The organism is Polaromonas sp. AER18D-145 (assembly GCF_002379095.1).
GTDB lineage: Bacteria > Pseudomonadota > Gammaproteobacteria > Burkholderiales > Burkholderiaceae_C > Polaromonas.
The window spans coordinates 45,505-66,953 of the sequence record NZ_NBZV01000007.1; the positions used below are offsets into that span (position 1 = coordinate 45,505).

23 protein-coding genes are annotated in these 21,449 nt (G+C 64.8%); 11 read left to right on the forward strand and 12 right to left on the reverse strand.

Annotation, left to right across the window (positions count from 1 at the left end):
- Positions 1 to 76 precede the first annotated feature (76 nt).
- The 3 genes from htpG to B7G52_RS05850 all read left to right on the forward strand — a co-directional run bounded on the left by htpG (position 77) and on the right by B7G52_RS05850 (position 3,908).
- Positions 77 to 1,957 carry a molecular chaperone HtpG gene (gene htpG / locus B7G52_RS05840; RefSeq protein ID WP_096696700.1) on the forward strand — a complete coding sequence of 627 codons (1,881 nt, stop codon included), beginning with the start codon at positions 77 to 79 and terminating at the stop codon, positions 1,955 to 1,957.
- A gap of 431 nt (positions 1,958 to 2,388) precedes the next feature.
- The gene (locus tag B7G52_RS05845; protein ID WP_096696701.1) at positions 2,389 to 2,661 is read left to right on the forward strand and encodes a helix-turn-helix domain-containing protein; all 273 of its coding nucleotides are present in this window, start codon (positions 2,389 to 2,391) and stop codon (positions 2,659 to 2,661) included.
- Positions 2,658 to 3,908 carry a HipA domain-containing protein gene (locus B7G52_RS05850; RefSeq protein WP_096696702.1) on the forward strand — a complete coding sequence of 417 codons (1,251 nt, stop codon included), beginning with the start codon at positions 2,658 to 2,660 and terminating at the stop codon, positions 3,906 to 3,908. The genes B7G52_RS05845 and B7G52_RS05850 overlap by 4 nt, the downstream gene beginning before the upstream one ends.
- Before the next feature lie 32 nt (positions 3,909 to 3,940).
- Here B7G52_RS05850 and B7G52_RS05855 read toward each other — a convergent pair whose 3' ends face one another.
- Genes B7G52_RS05855 through B7G52_RS05865 form a run of 3 tightly spaced genes read right to left on the reverse strand, consistent with a single transcriptional unit; the run spans position 3,941 to position 6,648 of the window.
- Positions 3,941 to 4,648, reverse strand: a complete 708-nt coding sequence (locus B7G52_RS05855; protein WP_096696703.1) for a substrate-binding domain-containing protein — start codon at positions 4,646 to 4,648, stop codon at positions 3,941 to 3,943.
- Between the two features lie 21 nt (positions 4,649 to 4,669).
- Positions 4,670 to 5,641, reverse strand: a complete 972-nt coding sequence (locus B7G52_RS05860; protein ID WP_096696704.1) for a tripartite tricarboxylate transporter substrate binding protein — start codon at positions 5,639 to 5,641, stop codon at positions 4,670 to 4,672.
- A gap of 38 nt (positions 5,642 to 5,679) precedes the next feature.
- Positions 5,680 to 6,648: a tripartite tricarboxylate transporter substrate binding protein gene (locus B7G52_RS05865; RefSeq protein WP_096696776.1), complete on the reverse strand. Its 969-nt coding sequence runs from the start codon at positions 6,646 to 6,648 to the stop codon at positions 5,680 to 5,682.
- A 182-nt stretch (positions 6,649 to 6,830) separates the two neighbouring features.
- On the opposite strand from B7G52_RS05865, the gene B7G52_RS05870 reads away from it, so the two are divergent.
- Positions 6,831 to 7,703 (forward strand): fumarylacetoacetate hydrolase family protein, encoded by an 873-nt coding sequence (locus tag B7G52_RS05870; RefSeq protein WP_096696705.1) that lies wholly within the window; start codon positions 6,831 to 6,833, stop codon positions 7,701 to 7,703.
- 21 nt (positions 7,704 to 7,724) lie between these two features.
- Here B7G52_RS05870 and B7G52_RS05875 read toward each other — a convergent pair whose 3' ends face one another.
- The 9 genes from B7G52_RS05875 to B7G52_RS05915 form a co-directional block, all read right to left on the reverse strand.
- Positions 7,725 to 8,354: an alternative oxidase gene (locus tag B7G52_RS05875; protein WP_096696706.1), complete on the reverse strand. Its 630-nt coding sequence runs from the start codon at positions 8,352 to 8,354 to the stop codon at positions 7,725 to 7,727.
- A 91-nt stretch (positions 8,355 to 8,445) separates the two neighbouring features.
- The gene (locus B7G52_RS05880; RefSeq protein ID WP_096696707.1) at positions 8,446 to 9,291 is read right to left on the reverse strand and encodes a PA4780 family RIO1-like protein kinase; all 846 of its coding nucleotides are present in this window, start codon (positions 9,289 to 9,291) and stop codon (positions 8,446 to 8,448) included.
- A gap of 37 nt (positions 9,292 to 9,328) precedes the next feature.
- Complete coding sequence (locus B7G52_RS05885) at positions 9,329 to 10,519, reverse strand: NnrS family protein (protein ID WP_096696708.1); 1,191 nt, start codon at positions 10,517 to 10,519, stop codon at positions 9,329 to 9,331.
- Complete coding sequence (locus B7G52_RS05890; RefSeq protein WP_240523338.1) at positions 10,516 to 11,640, reverse strand: hypothetical protein; 1,125 nt, start codon at positions 11,638 to 11,640, stop codon at positions 10,516 to 10,518. The genes B7G52_RS05885 and B7G52_RS05890 overlap by 4 nt, the downstream gene beginning before the upstream one ends.
- A gap of 38 nt (positions 11,641 to 11,678) precedes the next feature.
- Positions 11,679 to 12,017 carry a metal-sulfur cluster assembly factor gene (locus B7G52_RS05895; protein WP_096696709.1) on the reverse strand — a complete coding sequence of 113 codons (339 nt, stop codon included), beginning with the start codon at positions 12,015 to 12,017 and terminating at the stop codon, positions 11,679 to 11,681.
- 20 nt (positions 12,018 to 12,037) lie between these two features.
- A complete protein-coding gene (locus B7G52_RS05900) occupies positions 12,038 to 12,508 on the reverse strand; it encodes an Rrf2 family transcriptional regulator (RefSeq protein ID WP_096696710.1) in 471 nt (156 codons plus the stop codon).
- 17 nt (positions 12,509 to 12,525) lie between these two features.
- Positions 12,526 to 12,777: a DUF2249 domain-containing protein gene (locus tag B7G52_RS05905; protein WP_096696711.1), complete on the reverse strand. Its 252-nt coding sequence runs from the start codon at positions 12,775 to 12,777 to the stop codon at positions 12,526 to 12,528.
- A 67-nt stretch (positions 12,778 to 12,844) separates the two neighbouring features.
- The gene (locus tag B7G52_RS05910; protein WP_096696712.1) at positions 12,845 to 15,124 is read right to left on the reverse strand and encodes a nitric-oxide reductase large subunit; all 2,280 of its coding nucleotides are present in this window, start codon (positions 15,122 to 15,124) and stop codon (positions 12,845 to 12,847) included.
- Positions 15,125 to 15,155: 31 nt separating this feature from the next.
- Positions 15,156 to 15,443, reverse strand: coding sequence for a DUF2249 domain-containing protein (locus B7G52_RS05915; protein WP_096696713.1), 288 nt, complete (start codon positions 15,441 to 15,443; stop codon positions 15,156 to 15,158).
- Between the two features lie 332 nt (positions 15,444 to 15,775).
- On the opposite strand from B7G52_RS05915, the gene B7G52_RS05920 reads away from it, so the two are divergent.
- The 7 genes from B7G52_RS05920 to ubiD are packed head-to-tail and all read left to right on the forward strand — an operon-like array spanning position 15,776 to position 21,424.
- A complete protein-coding gene (locus tag B7G52_RS05920) occupies positions 15,776 to 16,825 on the forward strand; it encodes a peptidase U32 family protein (protein WP_096696714.1) in 1,050 nt (349 codons plus the stop codon).
- A gap of 14 nt (positions 16,826 to 16,839) precedes the next feature.
- Positions 16,840 to 17,742 carry a U32 family peptidase gene (locus B7G52_RS05925; RefSeq protein ID WP_096696778.1) on the forward strand — a complete coding sequence of 301 codons (903 nt, stop codon included), beginning with the start codon at positions 16,840 to 16,842 and terminating at the stop codon, positions 17,740 to 17,742.
- Between the two features lie 12 nt (positions 17,743 to 17,754).
- Positions 17,755 to 18,372: a hemolysin III family protein gene (locus tag B7G52_RS05930; RefSeq protein WP_096696715.1), complete on the forward strand. Its 618-nt coding sequence runs from the start codon at positions 17,755 to 17,757 to the stop codon at positions 18,370 to 18,372.
- Between the two features lie 14 nt (positions 18,373 to 18,386).
- Entirely contained in the window at positions 18,387 to 18,911 is a 525-nt protein-coding gene (locus tag B7G52_RS05935; protein ID WP_096696716.1) for an SCP2 domain-containing protein, read from the forward strand.
- Positions 18,904 to 19,338: a putative zinc-binding protein gene (locus B7G52_RS05940; RefSeq protein WP_096696717.1), complete on the forward strand. Its 435-nt coding sequence runs from the start codon at positions 18,904 to 18,906 to the stop codon at positions 19,336 to 19,338. Before B7G52_RS05935 ends, B7G52_RS05940 begins: the two co-directional genes overlap by 8 nt.
- The gene (locus B7G52_RS05945) at positions 19,325 to 19,936 is read left to right on the forward strand and encodes a UbiX family flavin prenyltransferase (protein WP_096696718.1); all 612 of its coding nucleotides are present in this window, start codon (positions 19,325 to 19,327) and stop codon (positions 19,934 to 19,936) included. The genes B7G52_RS05940 and B7G52_RS05945 overlap by 14 nt, the downstream gene beginning before the upstream one ends.
- A gap of 3 nt (positions 19,937 to 19,939) precedes the next feature.
- A complete protein-coding gene (gene ubiD, locus B7G52_RS05950; protein ID WP_096696719.1) occupies positions 19,940 to 21,424 on the forward strand; it encodes a 4-hydroxy-3-polyprenylbenzoate decarboxylase in 1,485 nt (494 codons plus the stop codon).
- Positions 21,425 to 21,449 lie beyond the last annotated feature (25 nt).

Here is a 21,449-nt window from a genome sequence, read left to right on the forward strand (position 1 = left end):
GTCTTGAAATATGCGACGACGCCCCTACCTCCAGGGGCGTTTGTTTTATTCCCCCTGATTTTCAAGAACCCACAACATGAGCAAGCAAACCCTTTCCTTCCAGGCCGAAGTGGCCCAGCTGCTGAAGCTGGTCACCCATTCGCTGTACTCCAACCCCGATATTTTTCTTCGCGAGCTGGTCTCCAATGCCTCGGATGCCTGCGACAAGCTGCGTTTTGAAGGCCTGAACAACGCCGAGCTGTATGAGGACGCGCCTAATCTCGAAGTGCGTGTCAGCTTCGACAAGGCGGCGAAAACCCTGACCATCACCGACAACGGCATCGGCCTGTCGCAGATCGAAGCCGTGGAGCACCTGGGCACCATCGCCAAAAGCGGCACGCGCGACTTCATGGCCAAACTCTCGGGCGACCAAAAAAACGACGCGCAGCTGATTGGCCAGTTCGGCGTCGGTTTTTATTCAGGCTTCATCGTCGCCGACAAGATCACCGTCGAGAGCCGCCGTGCCGGGCTGCCGGCGGCCGAAGGCGTGCGCTGGAGCAGCGCCGGCACCGGCGACTTCGAGGTCGAGATGATTGAGCGCAAGGAGCGCGGCACCAGCGTCATCCTGCACCTGAAAGACGACGCCACCGAGTACCTCAACACCTGGAAGCTCAAAAGCATCATCAGCAAGTACTCCGACCACATCTCGCTGCCCATCCTGATGAAGAAGGAAGCGTGGAAAGAGGGTGAGAACGGCCAGCCCGGCGAAATGGTGACCAGCGACGAGTGGGAAACCGTGAACCAGGCCGCCGCCCTGTGGACGCGCGCCAGGAAGGACATCACGCCCGAGCAGTACGACGAGTTCTACAAACAGATCAGCTACGACAACCAGGCGCCGCTGGCGACCACGCACAACCGCGTCGAAGGCGCGACCGAATACACCCAGCTGCTCTACATCCCGGCCAAGGCGCCGATGGACTTGTTCAACCGCGACAAGGCCGCCGGCGTCAAGCTGTACGTCAAGCGCGTCTTCATCATGGACGACGCGCAGGCGCTGCTGCCGGTCTACCTGCGTTTCGTCAAGGGCGTGGTCGATTCGTCCGACCTGCCGCTCAACGTCTCGCGCGAGCTGCTGCAGGAAAGCCGCGCCGTCAAGGCCATCCGTGAGGGCTGCACCAAACGCGTGTTGTCCATGATCGAGGACCTGGCTGCCAACGAGCCGGAAAAGTTCGCGAGCTTTTACGCCGAGTTCGGCGCCGTGCTCAAGGAAGGACTGGGCGAGGACTTCGCCAACCGCGAGCGCCTGGCCAAGCTGCTGCGGTTTGCGAGTTCGACGACTGACACCACCAGCGTGGGTTTCGCCGACTACAAGGCGCGCATGAAGGAAGGCCAGGACGCGATCTACTACATCACGGCCGACACCCAGGCCGCCGGCAAGAACAGCCCGCAACTCGAGATCTTCCGCAAGAAGGGCATCGAGGTGCTGCTCATGACCGACCGTGTCGACGAGTGGGCGCTGAACTACCTGCACGAGTTCGACGGGACGCCGCTGCAGTCGGTCGCCAAGGGTGCGGTGGACTTGGGCAAGCTGCAGGACGAGGACGAGAAAAAGGCCGCCGAGGAAGCGCAGACCCAGTTCAAGCCCGTGCTCGACAAGCTCAAGGAAGCCTTGAAGGACAAGGCCTCCGACGTGCGCGCCACGACGCGGCTGGTCGATTCACCGGCCTGCCTGGTGGTGCAAGACGGCGACATGTCCACCCAGCTCGCGCGCATGCTCAAGCAGGCCGGTCAGGCCGCGCCCGAGGTCAAGCCGATTCTGGAGATCAATGCCCAGCACCCGCTGGTCAAAAAACTCGAAGGCAGCGAACACTTCGACGACCTCGCCCACATCCTGTTTGACCAGGCCTTGCTGGCTGAAGGCGGGCTGCCCGATGATCCGGCGGCCTATGTGAAGCGGGTCAATGCCTTGCTGCTCTAGGGTTTGAGGGCCTGAGCCTGTTCACTCCGGAAGCGGCTCGAAGCCGCCGGCGCTGCGAAGCCCGGCGGCTTCTTCGCTGGTGGGCGGTGATCACCGTGCCTTCAATGTTGTGTTGACCTGGCTGAAGCCCCGCCCGGCACCTGTGGCCGTGAATCCACTGAGGAGGGGGCAACAAGGCAAGAGGCAGCACATTCCACAGCCACCGTGGAATGTGCATTCATAGCAAACGGTCAAAAAATTGTTCTCAAGAGAGCAAAATCATGCTTTAATCATGTTTTTCACCTGATTTGTTCTGTTGGGGACAAAATGCACTTCTATATTTAATTTTTAGCAGCAGAATGCCTGCTTGAAGTGAATAATTTGATCTTCCAAGAGCAAATTATTCAAATTAAGAGGTTGTTTTGAATAAATTGATCCCATAAGATCAAAAAATGCAAATTCACACAAAAACATTGAACGCCTTGGCTCAGCGTCTGACCCATGAGCGCCAGCTTCAGGGGCTATCGCGCGAGCAACTAGCGGCAGTTTGCAACGTCAGTTCGTCCTTTATTCGCGACGCCGAGAGCAATCCCGGCCGCTGCTCGCTGGAGCTCATGCTGCAACTCACCGAAGGGCTGGGCCTGAAAGCGACACTGAGCGGCTGGCAGAACGACGGCAGAAGCAATCCACCGACCGATGGGCCTTCTGAGGCACCTCCCGCATGATCCGCCTGCGCGTCTGGGCCAATGTCCGACCCATGGGCTGGTTTGGCCATGCGGTGGGGGAATACTTTTTTGAGTACGACGCGCAGTGGCTGGCGCAGCCGGGCGGCTATGTGCTGGCGCCACAGTTTCCTTTGTCCGGCGACCGTTTCACCGGCGCGCTGGTGCGCAGCTTCTTCGAGAACCTGCTGCCCGAAGGCACGGCGCTGGATGACGTGGTCGCGGCCCTGGCGCTGCGCGACCCCTCCACGTTTGAATTGCTGGGCCAACTGGGCAGGGAACTGCCGGGCGTGTTGTCCCTGCTGCCCGAAGATACGCAGCCCGCGCCATTGCAGCAATACCGGCCTTTACCTTATGAGGTGCTGAGCGAGCGCCTGCACAGTCAGAAACCCCTGCTGCTGTCGAACGAGCAGACCACCATGTCGTTGGCCGGCGCGCAGGAAAAAATGGGGCTGCGTTTTGACAGCCGTTCCAAACAGCTGTCTGAAAGTGTAGGCACCTCGCTCACCACCCACATCCTGAAACCCGACACGCGTCAGCCGCGCTACCGTCCCAGCGCCATCAACGAATACGCATGCATGAAGCTGGCGCGCGCCTTGAAGCTGCCTGTGCCCGAGGTGTGGTTTCTGCGCGTGCCCGAGCCGGTGTACTTGGTGGCACGCTACGACCGAATGGACGTGGCCGGCAACATTATTGGTTTGCACCAGTTCGATGGCTGCCAGCTGCTGGGCCATGGCGCCGGCTGGAAGTACGAGCGCCAAGGCGGCCTTGTCAGTGTGCCCAAGCTGGTCGCGGCCCTGCGTAGTTTGCCCGTGCGCGGCAGCGACTTGCTGCAGTTGCAGCAATGGGTGATGTTTAACTACCTGATCGGCAATGCCGATGCCCATGCCAAAAATCTGTCAGTGCTGGTTGATGACACGGGCTTTCGTCTTGCGCCGTTTTACGACCTGCTGTGCGTGCGCGCCTATGGGGATACCGGTCTGGCGCTGTATATCGGCGATGAGGACACGTTTGACGCGGTAGGTGCGCATTCGTGGGAGGCGCTATGCGGGGACTGCGGATTTCGTCTGCCTGAAACGATGAAAGGGTTCCGCAAGATGATACAAGCATTGCTGCCCGCCTGGAAGAAGACGCATGAACGCATTGTCAAGGAAACCGCGCCCAGCGAGCCAGAGCTGGCGTTGCTGGAGCGGATGAGCAGGGTTTTTGAAGCTCATTGCTCCCATGCGCTGTCGATGACGGGCGGCTGAGGCGCAGCTGTCCATTTTTCTCCAGCTGCCGCTTATTCCGGCAACGGTTCGAAGCCGCCGGCGCTGCGAAGCCCGGCGGCTTCTTCACTGGTGAGCAGGTCGATCAGCGCGGCGGCGGCCTGCGGCAGCGCCGCACGGCTGCTGACGGCGGCGGTGTAGATCGTCGCCAGTTCGAACGCTTTCGGCAGGGCTGCCACCAGTTGCACGCCCGGGGCGAAGATGATTTCAGTCACCTGGGTGCAGCCGATGGCGCCGGGCTCGCCGGCCTGCGACAGGGCCTGCATGGCCGCTGCGCCATTGGGACAGGGGCGCAGGCGATCGCCCAGTTCGACATCAATGCCCAGCTGTTTGAGCACGTTCATGAAGTGAATGCCGGCCGTGGCCTTGACCGGGTCGGGAAAATAGACAGCGCTTGCCGACAGCAGGGCCTGCCTGAGCTGGGCCTCGTTGTCCAGCAGGGGGGTGGCGGCGCCGTCTTTCACGGCGATGCCGGTTTTCACGACGCCCAGCGGCCGGGCACTGCCGGCCACCACATGGCCGCTTTCGGTCAGCTGCGTGATCAGTGCATCGGTCAGGATGACGACATCGCAAGGTGCCCCGGCCAGCAGCTGATCCCGCATCATGCCGACGGCATTGAAGCTGCCTTCGATGGCCAGGCCAGTTTGTGCGAGAAAGCGGGCCTGCAGCGCGGAGACCAGGCCTTTGGCGGCACCGCCGCTGAGCAGATGAAGGGGGGTCATGGATGTTCCGGTCTGTCAGTCTCAGTCGACCTTGATGCCGGCGGTCTTGATCACGCGCGACCATTTGGCGATGTCGTCGCGCATGTATTTGTCGAATACCTCCGGTGTCATCAGCAGCGGCACGGCCCCCTGTTTGACCCAGAGTTGTTTGACTTCCGGCTGGCTGGCGATTTTCGAGACCGCCTCATTGAGCCGGTCGACGACGGCCTTGGGCGTGCCGCGCGGCGCCATCAGGCCCAGCCAGATCGTGGCTTCATAACCGGGCACGCCGGCTTCGTTCATGGTCGGCACATCCGGCAGCACGTCGGAACGGGTTCGGCCGGTGGTGGCGATGGCCTTGACCTTGCCGGCCTTGATCTGCTCGGCCATGGTGGTGACGGCATCAAACATCACATCGACCTGGCCGCCGATCACGTCGGTGCGCGCGCCGGAACTGCCGCGGTAAGGAATATGGACGAGGTAAACGTCGGCCATGCTTTTGAACAGTTCACCGGCCATGTGGTAGGGCGTGCCGGGACCGGAGGAGGCGTAATTGAGCTTGCCGGGCCGGGCCTTGGCCTGCTGGACCAGGTCCTTCAGGGTCGACGCCGGCAGCGCCGGGTTGGCGACCAACACCAGGTCCGAGTAGTTGACCGGCGCCACCGCCACAAAGTCGCGCATGAGCTGGAAGGGCTTGGCCGGAATCAGCGTTTCGTTGACTGTGTGGGTGTTGGACATCATCAGCAGCGTGTAGCCATCGGGTGCCGCCTTGGCCACCATGTCGGTGCCAATGATGGAGCCGGCGCCGGGCCGGTTGTCGACCACAAAGGACTGGCCCAGCGAATCCTGCAGGCGCTGCGCGATGAAGCGGGCGTAGTTGTCGGCCGGGCCGCCCGCAGCGAAGGGCACGATGATTTTCACCGGTTTGCCGGGGTAAGCCTGCGCGGCGGCATTGGTGGTCAGGGCTGTCGCGGCCAGGCCCAGTGCAAGAAGCAACGTTTTTCTGAAGCCCATGAGGTTCTCCGGTGAAGACCTGGTGTTGAGAGCAGACCCTAATCCAGCTTGCCGATGCGCTTGACGACATCGGCCATGCGTTTGGCGTCGGCCTGCACGTATTTCTCGAAGTCGGCAGCGTCCTGGTAGAGCACCGGGCTGCCAGCGTTGAGGATGACCTCCTTGACCTTGCTGTCCTGCGCGGCAGCGTTGGCGGCGGCGCGCAGGCGCTGGGCAATGGGTTCGGGAGTGTCTTTGGGGATGAACAGGCCGGACCACTGCGCGTATTCGGCGTTGTAACCCGCGTCTTTCAGGCTGGGCGCCTCCGGCAGGGCAGCGAGCTTGCCATTGCCCCAATGGGCCAGTACCCGCAGTTTGCCGGCCTTGACGTGCTGCAGCACGGTTGCGGGCCCGGAGGACACCGCGTCGATTTGCCCGCCCAGCAGGGCCACCACCGCGGGGCCTGCGCCGGTGAAGGGGATGTGCGTCATTTTCACGCCGGCGTTCTGTGAGAGAATTTCCATGGGCACATGCATGGTGCCGTAGTTGCCCGATGAGCCGTAGTTGATCGCGCCCGGGCGCTTCCTGGCATCCTCGACAAAATCCTTTACCGTTTTCCACGGCGATTCGGCGCGCACCGCCAGCACGGTCGGATCCGCAGTGAAGCGGGCGATCGGGCGCAGGTCGTTCAGCGCAAACATGGGCGGGCGCCCCCGCAGGGTGTCCGCCTCGGGAATGACAGTCAGCGAGGACAGGGCCAGGAGTACGGTGTAACCATCGGGCTTGGCTTTGGCGGCCATGCCCATGCCGATGCCGCCGCCAGCGCCGGCCTTGTTTTCAATCACCACCGGTTGACCCAGCTCGCGCGACATGGCTTCGGCCACAGGGCGCGCGACAAGGTCGGCAAGGCCGCCGGGCGGGAAAGGCACGATCATCGTGATGGGGCGCGCGGGCCACGCATTTTGTGCGCCCACCCAGGTGGTGGCCGAAATGAGCAAGGCACCCAGCAATACGGATCTGCGTTTCATGTTTGTCTCCTGAGGGTTGGTCGGCGGCCGGTCGACAACCAGCGCATTTTTTATGGTTTGCATGCTAACATCCGCCTGAAATTTTGGGGTTATCGCAATCCCTAGGAGTCTGCCCCCAGGCTCCTGCTTCCGCAACCGCCGCGGCGCTTTCCTGCCGGGCAAAAACAAAGAGAGACAGCGCCATGAAAATTGTTGCCTACCGCCTCAAGGGCCGGTCCGGTGTGGGTCTGGTGTCCGCCGACCTCCAGCACGTCCAGCCCTTTGATCTGCCCGAAGCGCAGAGCGACTTTGGGGCGCAGGCGCTGATCGAGATGCAGGCGCGTGGCGGCACCCTGCCGGCCCTGTTGCCCGCCCTCGCCCTCAATGAGGTGCAGATCATCGCCCCGCTGCCCAGGCCGCGCCGCAATATTTTCTGCGTCGGAAAAAACTACTTTGCGCACGCGAAAGAGTTTGCCGGCAGCGGCTTTGACAGCAGCGCCAAATCGGGCGGTGACATTCCTGCCGACCCCATCATCTTCACCAAGGTGCCGGAATCCGTGGTTGGTCCCGGCGCCGCCATCGAGATGCCGGCGGTTTCCACGGCGATCGATTACGAGGCCGAGCTGGCCGTCATCATCGGACGCGGCGGCAAGGGCATTGCCGCGAAAGACGCGATGGCCCATGTCTGGGGCTACACCATCGTCAACGACATCACTGCGCGCGACTGGCAAAGCCGTCACCAGCAATGGCACATGGGCAAATCGTTCGACACCTTCTGCCCCATGGGTCCGTGGCTGGTGAGTGCCGACGAACTGGACGGTACCAAAACCAGGGTGCGCTGCTATGTCAATGGCGAGGAGCGCCAGAACGCCTCGACCGTGGACCTGATTTTTGACATTCCCAAACTGATCGAAACCCTCTCGGCCGGCATCACGCTCTACCCCGGTGACGTGATCGCCACCGGCACGCCGGTCGGTGTCGGCATTGGCTTCAAGCCGCCGAAGTACCTCCAGGCCGGTGATGTGGTGCGGGTGGAGATCGACGGGATCGGCAGCCTGGAAAACCCGGTGCGCTGAAACACGCCCGGAGAACCGTTCTCAGCCGGCGGCGTGGCGCTGCGCGCCGCCGCCATGCAGCTCATTGGCAAAACCGTGGTTCACGTCGCGGTGGCCCGCCTCGTCTTCCCGCACGGCCAGCACCACGTCCCGCAAGGTTGCGTCGGCGGGCAGCTTCCAGTAGTCCTTCGCAATCTGCGGGGCGGCCACGTTGGCATGGGCGCCCGAGTCGATGAGCGCCAGGTAGTTGGTGTAGCTGGTACAGGCCTCTTCCTCAAAGTAACCGACGACGCGGTGCGCAACCCCTGGGGCGACCAGGTACAGCAGGAAGTAGGCGTTGTAGAAAAACCCCTGTACCAGGATGACCAGCCCGCGCTCGAACCAGTTGGGCTGCGCGATTTTGATGAACGTCATCAGGTGCATGCGCTCGTTCTCGGCCTCGTCCATCAGCGTGCGTATCCAGCCCTTGTCGTCCTCAATGCGGCGCAGGCAGCGCAGGTGTGTCAGTGTGGCCCCCACCATGCCGGGAACCGCGGCGACGGTTTCCAGCACGATGGCGCGGTGGCCGTAGCGCTTGGCAAAAAACAGGTCGGCAAAAAACCGCAGGAAGCGGACAAAGGCGTAGGCAAAGCGGTCGCCAAAGGTGTGGGGTGGGTAGTGAGGATTGTTCATGGGGGCCTTCGCATGCACGGGATGTGCAGCCTGCCGGACCACCGTACACGAAAGGGGTGCGCCTGTCTGTCGGGCACCAGGCCGCGTGTGCCTACAGGGCCTGCATGCGCAGGCGGCGTGCCGCCTCTTCGGCCCGCGCATCGTTGATCTCGCCCATCACGGCGCCCATGTCCACCGGTCCGAGCTTGTGTGCAAAACGACCGGTCAGCACCGTATCAGGCCGCAACACGCCGCGCTGGTACAGGTCCCAGATCTCATGGCCGTAGTCGGTGGTCAGCAGGTCAGGCGCGAAACGGCCGAAAAAGCCGCGCAGGTTGGCAACATCGCGCAGCAGCATGCGGCTGGCGTGGTTGTTGCCGGCGGCATCGACCGCCTGCGGCAGGTCGATGATGACCGGGCCGTCCGCGGCCAGCAGCACATTGAACTCGGACAGGTCGCCATGCACGACGCCGGCGCACAACATACGCACCACTTCCGTGAGCAGCGTGGCATGGTGCAGGCGCGCTTCTTCCGGCGTGAATTCCACATCGTTCAGGCGTGGGGCCGCGTCGCCATGTTCGTCGGTCACCAGCTCCATCAGCAGCACGCCGTCGCAGAAGTTGTGCGGCTTGGGCACGCGAACACCGGCGGCAGCCAGGCGGTAAAGTGCATCGACTTCGGCGCTTTGCCAGGCCGCCTCGGCTGCCTGCCGGCCAAAGCGGGTCCCCTTGGCCATCGCACGCGCCTGGCGCGTGTTCTTGACCTTGCGGTTTTCGGTGTAGTCCACCGCCTGCCGGAAGCTGCGCTGGTCGGCCTCTTTGTAAATCTTGGCGCAGCGTGTTTCGTCACCGCAGCGCACGACATAGACCATGGCTTCCTTGCCGCTCATCAACTGCCGCACCACGGTGTCGATCAGGCCTTCTTCGATCAATGACTGCAGTCGCTTGGGTGGTTTCATGGCCCCATTTTGCGCCCGGCGGGTAAAGTGCCTGCGGTCAGCCGGCCTGTCCGTCAATACGCGGCCGTGTCAGCACCGGCCAGTAGCGCACGGCATAGAGCGCGAAGCCGGCAGACCACAGTGCCGCCGACCCCAGCGTGGCATGGATGATCCAGGCCGGGGCGGCGAGCGGCACGAACACGCGGACCAGCGCCGCGAGCAGGACAAGGACATAACAGGCCACATCACTGCGGTCGGCCCGCAACGGCCGGCCAGTGTGGCCGCGCGCAGTGCGGGTCATCATGCCGATGATGAGGCCGCCGATGGCGCCCACCGTCAGCGCGTGTGTGGCCAGCGAAGGGGCCACCCATCCCGCGGCTGCCAGGGCGCGCAACGCGAGGTGCACCGGAATCCAGAAGTAGGCGACCTGCAACACCCAGACCAGCGGTGCACGCCCTGTCTTCCAGGGCCGCCACAGGCTCCAGCGGGCCAGGTGGGCAAGCGCGCAGGCACCAGCCACGGCGGCCAGCCACGCGCCCTGCAGTTGGACGACGTCGGCCAGCAGCAGCACCAGCACGCTGCCCAGTGCGGCTTTTTCCAGCAGGGGCTGACGCGTGGCATTGGCGCCCGGGACGCCGTTGTTGGTGAACATGGGGATCACACGGCCGCCCATCACGGCCATGATGAACAGCATGACATCGAGGGCGAGCTGGATGCCGACCCAGCCCGGAAGCCGCACCACGCCGAGTTGTGCCAGGTGGATGCCGAGCACGGCGGCCGACATCAGCAGCAGCAGGCCGACAAAAAAGTAGTTGCGGCGATTGCGCGCGGCGATGAAGGGAATCGCCAGTGCGATGGCGGCGGCAAGGGGAAACGCGACATTGACGACTGCCGCCGCCCAGCCGAAGGGTGTGAGCACCAGCACCCGGCCCGCCACCCACAGGGCCGCCAGCGCGGCCAGGGGCCAGCCGGTGGGCGTTGGCTGGTTCGACCAGTTGCGCCCGGCCGTGAACAGGAAACCAACGACCACGGCCAGCGCAAAGCCGAACAGCATCTCGTGGGCGTGCCACATCGGCCCCTGCAGGTAGGGCAGGCCCAGCCAGCCGGCAAATTGCAGCGCCCACAGGCCGATGGACAAGGCGGCGAAAGTGCTTGCCAGCAGATAAAACGGACGAAAGCCAAGGTCCCAGAGCGCCCAGCCGGCGGGTGCCGGCGAAGGGCGGGAAGGTTCTGCGATGAGGGATGTCATGGGTCGGTCTTTCGGTGGGGCAGGGCGTCGGGCCCGCCATGATGGATGCGCCAGGCGATCGCGGCGCCGGCGATGGTGGCCGCAAACAGCGCTATCGCGGCAGCATTGAGGAGGGCACCGGTGCTGCGCAGCGGGTCACCTGCCATTCCAGCGACCAGGCGCAGCAACAGGGAGAGATGCAACACGGCCAGCGGCACGTAGAAAAAGGCGCCGAACTGCAGCTTGACGCGTGCAATGGCCGGCAGGATGACCGGTGCATGGCCCATCATCATGCTGACGATGAAGCCCAGGCCGAGGGCGTGCAGTGCGGCGTCGCGCAGGGGCAGGCCCAGGGCGGTGGCAGCCCACGCAGCACCCGCCACGGCCAGCCAAGCGTAGCCGCCTAGCAGACAAACCGCCATGTAACGGCTGAGTCCGTGCGCCCGGACGGTGTGGCGGGCAATGTCGAAGACTGCCAGCCACAGCGCCAGCAGGGCCAGCGCTGCGCCATACAACAGACCGCCGGCGACGGGTGCCAGGGCCGAACAGGCCGCGCCGGCAAGCAGCGCTGCCAGCACGGCCTGCAGCGACAGCTCCGCGGCGGGTCGCCGGCGCATCAACCGCGTCATTTCCAGGCGCTCGGCGGCGATGGTCATCACGAGAAAGGCGAACCACCAGGGCAGCGGCGCAACGCTGCCAAGGGCCGTGGCGAACAGCAGGTTGCCTGTCAGCCACGCTCCCGCGGCGACCAGCAGAAGCCAGGTGTGGGCGGCGCGCTGGCGCCGCACGATCACGATGTTGACCGCGGTGAAGATGGCCGCAGCGGCCACGCCCAGCCACGCGCCCGGCCCGGGCTGACCCAGCAGCAGGAGCGCGCCCCCTGCACCCGAGGCCAGCGGCGCCAGGAAAGCGGTGCGCAGCTTGACGGCCACGGCCCGTTCAATGCCGATGACGGTGCCGAGAAAACCGCAGATCATCAGAGCCGCATGGGCCAGCGCGGCCTGGCCGGGCCAGGTGGCATCCGGCAGGACGGGAAGTGCCACGCCCGCGCGCAGCAGTCCGCCTGCGATGCCGGCCAGCAGCGACAGAGCGACCCCTGCCAGCAGCAGTGGCCGCACGGCCAGGGTGATCCACCGTGGCACCGTCTGGCGTTGCGCTTGGCGGGGGCGGCGCGACGTGTTCACCACTGCATGAAGCGCCTGGCGCGTTCGCTCATCCGGTCGGCGGACCAGGGCGGTTCCCACACCAGTTCAACTTCAATCAGCAATTCCGGCGGTGCCACGCGGTCCAGCTCGGTCTCAACCTCGTCGATGATGAGATCGGCGACCGGGCACGCGGCGGATGTCATGGTCAGCCGGACATGCAGTTTCTCGGCGCTCACGGTGACGCCATAGATGAGCCCGACATCGACGATGCTCATGGCAACCTCCGGGTCGACCACCCGCGTCAGTGCCGCCACCAGGGGCTGCCGCAGTGCCTCAGGGCCTTCGTAGGGAAATGGCGCTTTGGGCTCAGTCATGGCAGCTCCGGCATCAGCGCTCAGACGGCGTGTTTTGCCACCGGCGTGGGCGGAGTTCTGTCGATAAACAGCACCTTGGCCAGCGCCTGGCGGTTCTGGACCAGGTCGGCCAGGGTGTAGCGGTCCAGCACGGTGTAGAAGGCCTCGACCGCTTCACCGAGCACACCACGCAGCCGGCAGATGCGTGTGATCGCGCAGTGGTTGAACTCATCAGAAAAACATTCGGCCACCACCGCCGCGCCCTCGGTCTGGCGCACCACCGCGCCGACACCGACCAGTTCGGGCGGCATGGCCAGTTCGAGCCCGCCGCCCTTGCCGCGCACATTGGCCAGCCAGCCGTTTTTGCCGAGCAGGTGCACCACCTTGGTCAGATGGTTTTCCGACACGTCGAAAGAGGTCGCGATTTCGGCAATCGTGGCGCGTTTCTGGGGCTGCGCGGCCAGGTAGATCAGCACACGCAAGCTGTAGTCGGTAAAGGCGGTGAGTTTCATGGGGTGAATGTAAGGCCTCAGCCGCGTACCTGGAAGTCGATCACGATTTCCCCCGGTTCGCTCCGGACATAGGCGATGCCCAGCTTTTCGCCGAAGGCCTGCTGCAGTTGGCTCAGCAGGGGCAGGGGGTCGTGGTCGTTGACGAAACGCATGGTTTCCCCGGGGTGCAGGCTTTCCAGGGCGCCGAAGATGGCCGCGTGGCGGAAGCGTTTGGCAACACCGCGGGCGTCGAAGGGGTGGATGTTGTGGAGGGGCTGGATCTCGCTCATGATGAAAACGCCAATAGAAAAATCGGGAAAGGACGCAAGGCCGGCACGGCCGGCCTTGCGAGGGAGGTCAGAGACCGGCCACCGCCTTGACTGTGATGGCGCTGGCGGGTTGAACCACCGCGGGACGCCGCAGCAGGCGCACGGCATACCAGGCCAGCAGGACCGCACCGATGGCGAACAGGATGTCGCCGGGTACCCGCATCCAGACCAGGGTTTCCATCACGGGTGAGTGGATGATTTCCGGCGAGCGGGCGTACCACAGGCCTTTGCTCACGCTGGCCCAGGCCTGGTAAATGCCGGCTGGCAGCAGCGACAGAAAGACCATCATCGCCAGGCCGATGTTCAGGCTCCAGAAGGCAGGCTTGAGGAGGTTGTCGGCATGCAGGTGGCGCGCATACAGGCCGCGCAGGCAGAACAGCATCAGGCCGATGCCAAGCATGCCATACACCCCGAACAGGGCGGCGTGGCCATGGGCTGCGGTCATGTTCAGGCCCTGCACATAGTAGAGCGAGGCCGGCGGGTTGATGGCAAAGCCGAGCAGGCCGGCACCGACGGTGTTCCAGAAGCCGACAGCGACAAAACACATGACAGGCCATTTGTAGGCAGCCAGCCAGGGCAGGGTTTGGGAACGGCGGTAGGTTTGCAGGGCTTCCAGGCCGATCAGCGTCAGGGGCACAACTTCCAGCGCGGAGAACACCGCACCGACGGCGATCACCGAGGTGGGCGTGCCGGTGAAATAGAGGTGATGCAGCGTGCCCAGGATGCCGCCGAACAGGAACACGATGGTCTCGGCGATGATGGCGCGGTTGGCGCTTTCGGTGCGAACCAGTCCCAGCTTGGTGAAGATCAGAGCAACCACGGCGGTGGCGAACACCTCGAAGAACCCCTCCACCCAGAGGTGGACCAGCCACCAGCGCCAGTACTCGACCATCGAGTAATGCGTGTTCTGGCCCCAGGTCAGCGACGTCGCGTAGAAGCCGCCTATGCAGGTGGCCGACAGGAAGACCATGGCGATCAGGCCGCGGGTTTCCGAAGGTTTTTTCAGCGCCGGCCAGAGGGCGCGGCCGAGCAGAAACACCCAGAACAGCAGACCCACGAACAGCAGGATTTGCCAGACGCGGCCCATGCTGGTGAATTCCAGCCCCTGGTTGCCGACCCAGAAGCTGAAGTCCACGCCGCGGTGCTGCAGCGTGCCCAGCCAGCCGGTCACGGTGGAGCCGACCACGATGGCAATCAGCGCCCAGAACAGAACGTCCACACCGAGCTTTTGCAGCTTGGGTTCCCGCCCCGACAGCAGGGGGGCGATGTAGAGGCCGGTGGCCAGCCAGGCGGTGGCGATCCAGAAGATGCCGACCTGGGTGTGCACCGTGCGGCTCACCACATAAGGCAATACCTGGGCCAGCGGCAGACCGAAGAAGGACTGGCCTTCGACGGCGTAGTGCGCCGTAACCACACCCATGGCGATCTGCAGCAGCATGAGACCGACCACGGCAAAGAAGTACTTGCGCGTGGCCTTCATCGAGGGCGTGGCGACCGCGCCCAGCAAAGGGTCGGCCTTGGGCGGCAGGGCCTCCGGCTCATGCCGCTGGCTGCCGTGCAGCCACAACATGGCGGCGATGGCACCGAGCAGCAGGACGATGCTGACCATCGACCAGATCGCGGCCGAGTCGGTCATCTTGTTGCCCACCAGTGGCTCATGCGGCCAGTTGCTGGTGTAAGACAGGTTTTCCTCCCCGGGCCGGTCGGTGGTCGCGGCCCAGGACGTCCAGAAGAAGAAGGCTGCGAGGGCCTGGCGATCTGCCGCATCCGGCAGCAGGTTGCCCGTCATCGCGTACTGGTCACGCAGCTTGTCCAGCAGCACATCGCTGCCGAACAGGGCGTTGTAGTGACCCGCCACTTCGCGGATCGCCTGCGCACGGTCGCGTGACACGGTGACAGTTTCGCTGGTGGGGTCGTAGGTGTTGCGCCGCATTTCCTCCTTCAGCGCAGCATCGACCGCGCCGCGGTCGGACGCTGTCATGGCCGACGGATCCTTGCGCAAGGCCTGCGTATGGATGGTCTGGAGCGCCGTTGCTTCCCGGTGCAGCCAGTCGGCCGACCAGTCCGGCGCCAGATAGGCGCCGTGGCCCCAGACGCTGCCTTGCTGCTGGCCGCCGCTGGCCAGCCAGACCTGCTGGCCTTTCTGGACCTGCTCGCCGGTGAAAAGAACTTCGCCCGCGGTGGTGACGACGGCCTTGGGGATGGGCGGCGCTGTCAGGTAGATCTGCACGCCAAGGTAACCCAGGGCTCCAAACGACAGGACAAAGATGAAGCCGAGCCAGCGCCACAGCATGTTGTTGTTTTTCATCGCGTATTCCTTCTGGTTTCTGTAAAGGGGATCAGGCGCCGCCGCAGGAGCCGCAGCATTGACCGTCGCTGTGGGCGGGCGCCAGCCGGGTGATGGCCACGCGCCAGGTCGCCGGTCCCTGTTCCAGGTAAGCCCAGCTGAACTTGCCTGGCCATTCGGCCTGGAACTGGTGATGCAGCGGTTGCGGGTCATGGTCGTTGATCAATTCCATGGCCTGGCCAGCGCGGAGTTGGCTGAAGGTCGAGAAGATCAGGGGATGTCGTTCGCGGGGCGCAAGGGTGCGGATATCGAGCGCGGCAGGGGCAGAGGCATGGCTCATGGAGACTCCATTCAATAACAAGGACGGACAAGGATGATTTATAAGGTGCATATATAATACACCTATAAGAAGAAGCCATGACCATTTCCCTATTGATGCAGGTCAAATGGGCGGTTGATGGCCGCTCCCGTCGTTTCCCCGTCAGGCCTTGTCCTGGCATCCGCGCTGCTTCCCGCCGGAAGTTCAGGTGTTGGAGAAGCCGCTTGCGCCGATCGGCCTCGAGGGTCTTGAGCCCATTCCTTGACGGGGATCAGAAAGTATCTGGAAGGATCGGCGTATGGTCGTGCGCTGTGACGGCTCCGTTCGGGGCCAGACGTCCGATCGCCACCCGCATGACCACCTCTACACCTCTTGCCGAACCTGCCCTGTCCCCTTCAGCCCCTCCGGAACTGGTCTGCCCGGCCGGCAGCCTGCCGGCCCTGAAGGCCGCGGTGGACAACGGCGCCAGCTGTGTCTACCTGGGCCTGCGCGACGCAACCAACGCACGCAACTTTGCCGGCCTCAATTTCGACGAGGCCGCCATTGCCACGGGCATCCGTTATGCCCACGAGCGCGGCTGCAAGGTCTTCATGGCGCTCAACACCTATCCGCAGGCCGCCAACCCCGGTCCCTGGCGCGCGGCGCTAGACCAGGCCGTGGATCTGGGGGTGGATGCCGTGATCCTCGCCGACCCCGGGCTCATGCAATATGCCGCCTCGCGTTATCCGGCGTTGCGCCTGCACCTGTCGGTGCAGGGCTCGGCCACGAATTACGAGGCCATCAACTTCTACCGCGAGCAGTTCGGCGTCGTTCGCGCGGTGTTGCCGCGCGTGTTGTCGCTGGAACAGGTGCGACAGGTCATTGACAAGACACCGGTGGAGATCGAGGTGTTCGGTTTTGGCAGCCTGTGCGTGATGGTGGAGGGGCGCTGCGCGCTGTCGTCGTATGTGACGGGCGAGTCGCCCAACACGCACGGCGTGTGTTCGCCGGCCAAGTCCGTGCGCTGGCAGGAAACGCCGCGGGGACTGGAATCGCGTCTGGGCGGCGTGCTGATTGACCGGTATGCCAGCGGGGAAAACGCCGGCTACCCCACGCTGTGCAAGGGGCGCTTTGATGTGGGCGATGACGAGAGCTATTACGCCATCGAGGAGCCCGCCAGCCTGAACACGCTCGAACTTCTGCCCCAGCTCATGAAGATGGGTGTACGCGCCATCAAGATCGAGGGTCGCCAGCGCAGCCTCGCCTATGTAGCGCAGGTGACGCGGGTCTGGCGCGAGGCGATCGACCACTGCGTTGCCAACCCGCACCGCTACGCACCAAAAACCAGCTGGATGGCCAGCCTCGACCAGGTGGCCGAAGGCCAGCAGCACACGCTGGGCGCTTACCACCGGCCCTGGAAATGATGGAAACCCGCACCATGAAAATCGCCCTGGGCCCGCTGCTGTATTACTGGCAGCGCGAGACCGTCTTCAATTTTTACGACGCGGTCGCCGCGACGCCGGTGGACGTGGTCTACCTCGGCGAAACCGTGTGTTCGCGGCGCCATGAGTTGCGCCTGGCCGACTGGCTGGACATCGCGGCCCGCCTGCGCGCTGCCGGCAAGGAGGTGGTGCTTTCGACCCAGGTGCTGCTGGAGTCGGGCAGCGACGTCGGCACCATGCACAGGATCACGGCCAATGGCGATTTCCGGGTCGAGGCCAACGACATGGGCGCCGTCCACCGCCTGGCCGGCAAGCTGCCGTTTGTGGCCGGCCCGCACCTCAACCTGTACAACCCGGCTTCGCTGCAATGGATGGCCTCGCTGGGCGCCAGCCGCTGGGTCATGCCGCTGGAGATGAAGCACGGTGATCTGGCGCTGCTGCAGCAGGACCGCCCGCCCGGTCTGGAGACCGAGGTGTTTGCCTACGGGCGCATGCCGCTGGCCTATTCGGCGCGCTGCTTTACCGCGCGGCAGCGCAACCTGCCCAAGGACGACTGCCGCTTCAGTTGCCTCGACCACCCGGACGGCCTGATGCTCAGGACCCGGGAGAGCGAGGAGTTCCTGGTGCTCAATGGCACACAGACCCAGTCGGCCCGCGTCTACAACCTGGTTGAGGCGCTGGAGGACATGCGTGCCGCGGGTGTGGATGTGGTGCGCCTGAGTCCGCAGGCGCAGCACATGGCAGAGGTGATCGCCCTGTTCGATGCAGCGCGCAAGCAGGTGCTGACGCCGCAGGAGGCGCTGGCGCGCATGCAGCCCCTCATGCCGGAGAAGGGCTGCAATGGCTACTGGCACGGCCGTCCCGGCCTGGAGCAGGTGGCGTCCGCGGTGGCGGGCTGAGGGCTGACAACGATGTACCACGGTGAACGTTTCAACAGCATCAGCCACCTCGTCGGCGCCGGGTTGGCGGTGGCGGGTTCGGCCGGGCTGATCGTGCCCGCCGGTTTTGTGGGCGACCCCTGGAAAATTGTGAGCTTCAGCATCTACGGCGCCATGCTGGTGGCGCTGTACGTCTTTTCCACGCTGTACCACAGCGTACGCGGCCGTGCCAAAAACGTGCTGCGCAAGTTCGACCATTGTTCGATCTACCTGCTGATCGCCGGCAGCTACACGCCCTTCGCGCTGGTGTCGCTGCGCGGTGCCTGGGGCTGGTCCTTGCTGGGCGTGGTGTGGAGCCTGGCGCTGCTGGGCATCGTGCAGGAAATCTGGCTGGCCAAGGGCGCACGCGTGCTGTCATTGGTCATTTATGTGCTGATGGGTTGGCTGGCGCTGGTGGCGGTGTCGCCCTTGTGGACCGCCCTGACGCCCCCGGGTTTTGCCTGGCTGGCCGCGGGCGGCGCCTGCTACACCCTGGGCATAGGTTTTTATGCCACCGACCACAAGGTGCGCCACGGCCACGGTCTGTGGCACCTGTTTGTGCTGGGCGGCAGCATTTGCCATTTCATCACCGTGCTGTTTTACGTCGCCTGATTGTCCGGATCGCCATGACACCCCTTTCCTCATCTCCTTCCCTGGCGTTGCCGCCGGCCCTCGGATCGCTGCTGGAGCGCCTGCCGGCTTACCCCGGCTCGGTGCTGCTGGTCAGTGCGCTCAACCTGGGCCTGGCGCACCAGCTGCCGGCCGACGTGAGCCGCCTGTTGCTGCACAAAAAGCTGCGCATCCACGTGCGCGACGCACGCCTGACCTTTGACTTCTCCTGGACCGGGCAGCGCTTTGCCGCCTGCCCGCGGCAGCAGGCGACCGACCTGGCCATCAGTGCCAGTGCCCACGATTTCATGCGCCTGGCGCAGCGCCTGGAAGATCCGGACACGCTTTTTTTCAGCCGCCGCCTGGCCATGGAGGGCGACACCGAACTGGGCCTGGTCGTCAAGAACGCGCTGGACGCGCTGGAACTGCCGGTGCTCGACCTGCATCAGTGGACGCCGCTCCAGCTGCTGTCCCGTCTGGGACCGCGCAAACGAATGGCCGGTGTCGGCCCGCGGGAGCACGGAGCGGAAAGACATGACTGAGGACCGTCACCACCTCCCGCTGGTGTACTCCTGCTCGGGCTGCTCCAGCGCCGCGCAGCTGACCAACCATGTGGCGCTGCAGCTGGACCGGCGCGGCGTCGCCGAGATGTCCTGCATTGCCGGGGTGGGCGGCGACGTGCCGCATCTGATGAAAATCGTGCGTTCCGGGCGACCCGTCATCGCGCTCGACGGCTGCCCGCTGGCCTGTGTGAAAAGCGTGCTGGCGCGCCATGGCATCACGGCCGACCGGCATTACCCGCTTCAGCAATACGGTGTCAAAAAGCGCACGCATGAGGACTTCGATCCCGCACAGGCAGCGCTGGTGCTCGAGCGTGTGGCGGCCGACCTGCTGGCGGTGCCGCTGCGTGCGTCCACTCCCGGTGGCGGGGTTGCCGCCAGAGGAGCGGACGAACATGCCCCCCGGTGACAGCGCGCCCCCGACCCGACGCATCATTGTGGCGATTTCCGGGGCCAGCGGCGCGGTGTACGGCACGCGCCTGCTGCAGGTGCTCCACGGCATGGCGGGGATCGAGACCCACCTGGTGGTGTCCGACGCGGGCTGGCGCAACCTCGACCAGGAGCAGGGCATGAGCCGCGCCGCCGTCGAAGCCCTGGCCGACCAGGTGCACGACGCGCGCGATGTGGGCGCCTCCATTGCGAGCGGCTCCTTTTTGTCCAGTGCCATGGTGGTGGCGCCCTGTTCGATGCGCACGCTGGCCGCCGTGGCGCACGGGCTGGCGGACAACCTCATCACGCGCGCCGCCGACGTGGTGCTCAAGGAGCGCCGGCGACTGGTGCTGATGGTGCGCGAGTCGCCGCTGCACCTGGGTCACCTGCGCAACATGGTCAGCGTGACCGAAATGGGCGGCATCATCTGTCCGCCCATGCCGGCCTTTTATCAGCGCCCGCAGTCGGTGGCCGAGCTGGTGGATGGCAGCGTGGCGCGCGTGCTCGACCTGCTGGAATTGCCGCACAGCCTGGCTCCGCGCTGGGACGGGCGGGCTCCCGCCACGGCTGGTTCCTGAGCCATGCGCTACCGCGACCTGCGCGATTTCATGGCCCAGCTCGAGCAGACCGGCGACCTGCGCCGCGTGGCCGAGCCCGTGTCGCCCCATCTGGAAATGACGGCGCTGTGCGACCGTGTCCTGCGTGCCGGTGGCCCGGCCCTCTTGTTTGAACATCCCACCGGACACAGCATGCCGGTGCTGGCCAACCTGTTCGGCACACCGGCACGCGTGGCACGCGCCATGGGTGTGAGCGACCTGCGCGCGCTGCGTTCCTTTGGCGAGGTGCTCGCCGCCCTCAAGGAACCCGAAGCACCCAAGGGCCTGAAAGACATGCTCGGTCTGGGTGGGCTGCTCAAGACCTTGTGGCACATGGCGCCGCGTGAATTACGTTCGGCGCCCTGTCAGGAGGTGGTCTGGGAAGGTGCCGACGTTGATCTCGCGCGCCTGCCGGTGCAGCACTGCTGGCCCGGCGACGTCGCACCCCTGGTCACCTGGGGCCTGGTCATCACCCAGGGGCCGCACAAGCCACGGCAAAACCTGGGTATTTACCGCCAGCAGGTGCTCTCACGCAACCAGCTCATCATGCGCTGGCTGGCGCACCGCGGCGGCGCGCTCGATTTTCGCGACCATGCTGCGGCGCATCCGGGCCAGCCCTATCCCGTGGCCGTCGCGCTGGGGGCCGATCCGGCCACCATCCTCGGCGCGGTGACCCCGGTGCCGGACAGCCTGTCCGAGTACCAGTTCGCCGGCCTGTTGCGCGGCGCGCGAACCGACGTCGTGCGCGCGCTGGGCAGCGGCCTGCGCGTGCCGGCCACCGCCGAAATCGTGCTCGAGGGCCACATCTATCCGGATGCCGGCCACCCCAGCGGCTACCAGCACGCGCTTGAAGGACCGTTCGGCGACCACACGGGGTATTACAACGAGCAGGCCTCTTTCCCGGTGTTCACCGTGGACCGCATCACCTTGCGGCGCGACCCGATTTACCACTCCACCTACACCGGCAAACCCCCGGACGAGCCCGCCGTACTGGGCATGGCCCTGAACGAGCTGTTCATTCCCCTCCTGCAAAGGCAGTTTCCCGAGATCACCGACTTTTACCTGCCACCCGAAGGCTGCAGCTACCGCATGGCCCTGGTGCGCATCAAGAAGGCTTACCCCGGCCATGCGCGGCGCGTGATGATGGGCGTGTGGAGCCATCTGCGCCAGTTCATGTACACCAAGTTTGTGGTCGTGGTGGACGATGACGTGGACGTGCGCGACTGGCGCGAGGTGATCTGGGCCCTGACCACCCGCATGGATCCGGCGCGCGACACCCTGCTGATAGAAAATACCCCCATCGACTACCTGGACTTCGCCTCGCCGGTGAGCGGTCTGGGCAGCAAGATGGGATTGGATGCGACGAACAAATGGCCCGGCGAAACCCAGCGCGAATGGGGCCGTCCCATCGCCATGGACCCGGCGGTGCAGGCTCGCATGGACGGCATTTTCGAGTCGCTGGGGCTGTGAAGGGCGCGGTGTCGCCTACGTTCTG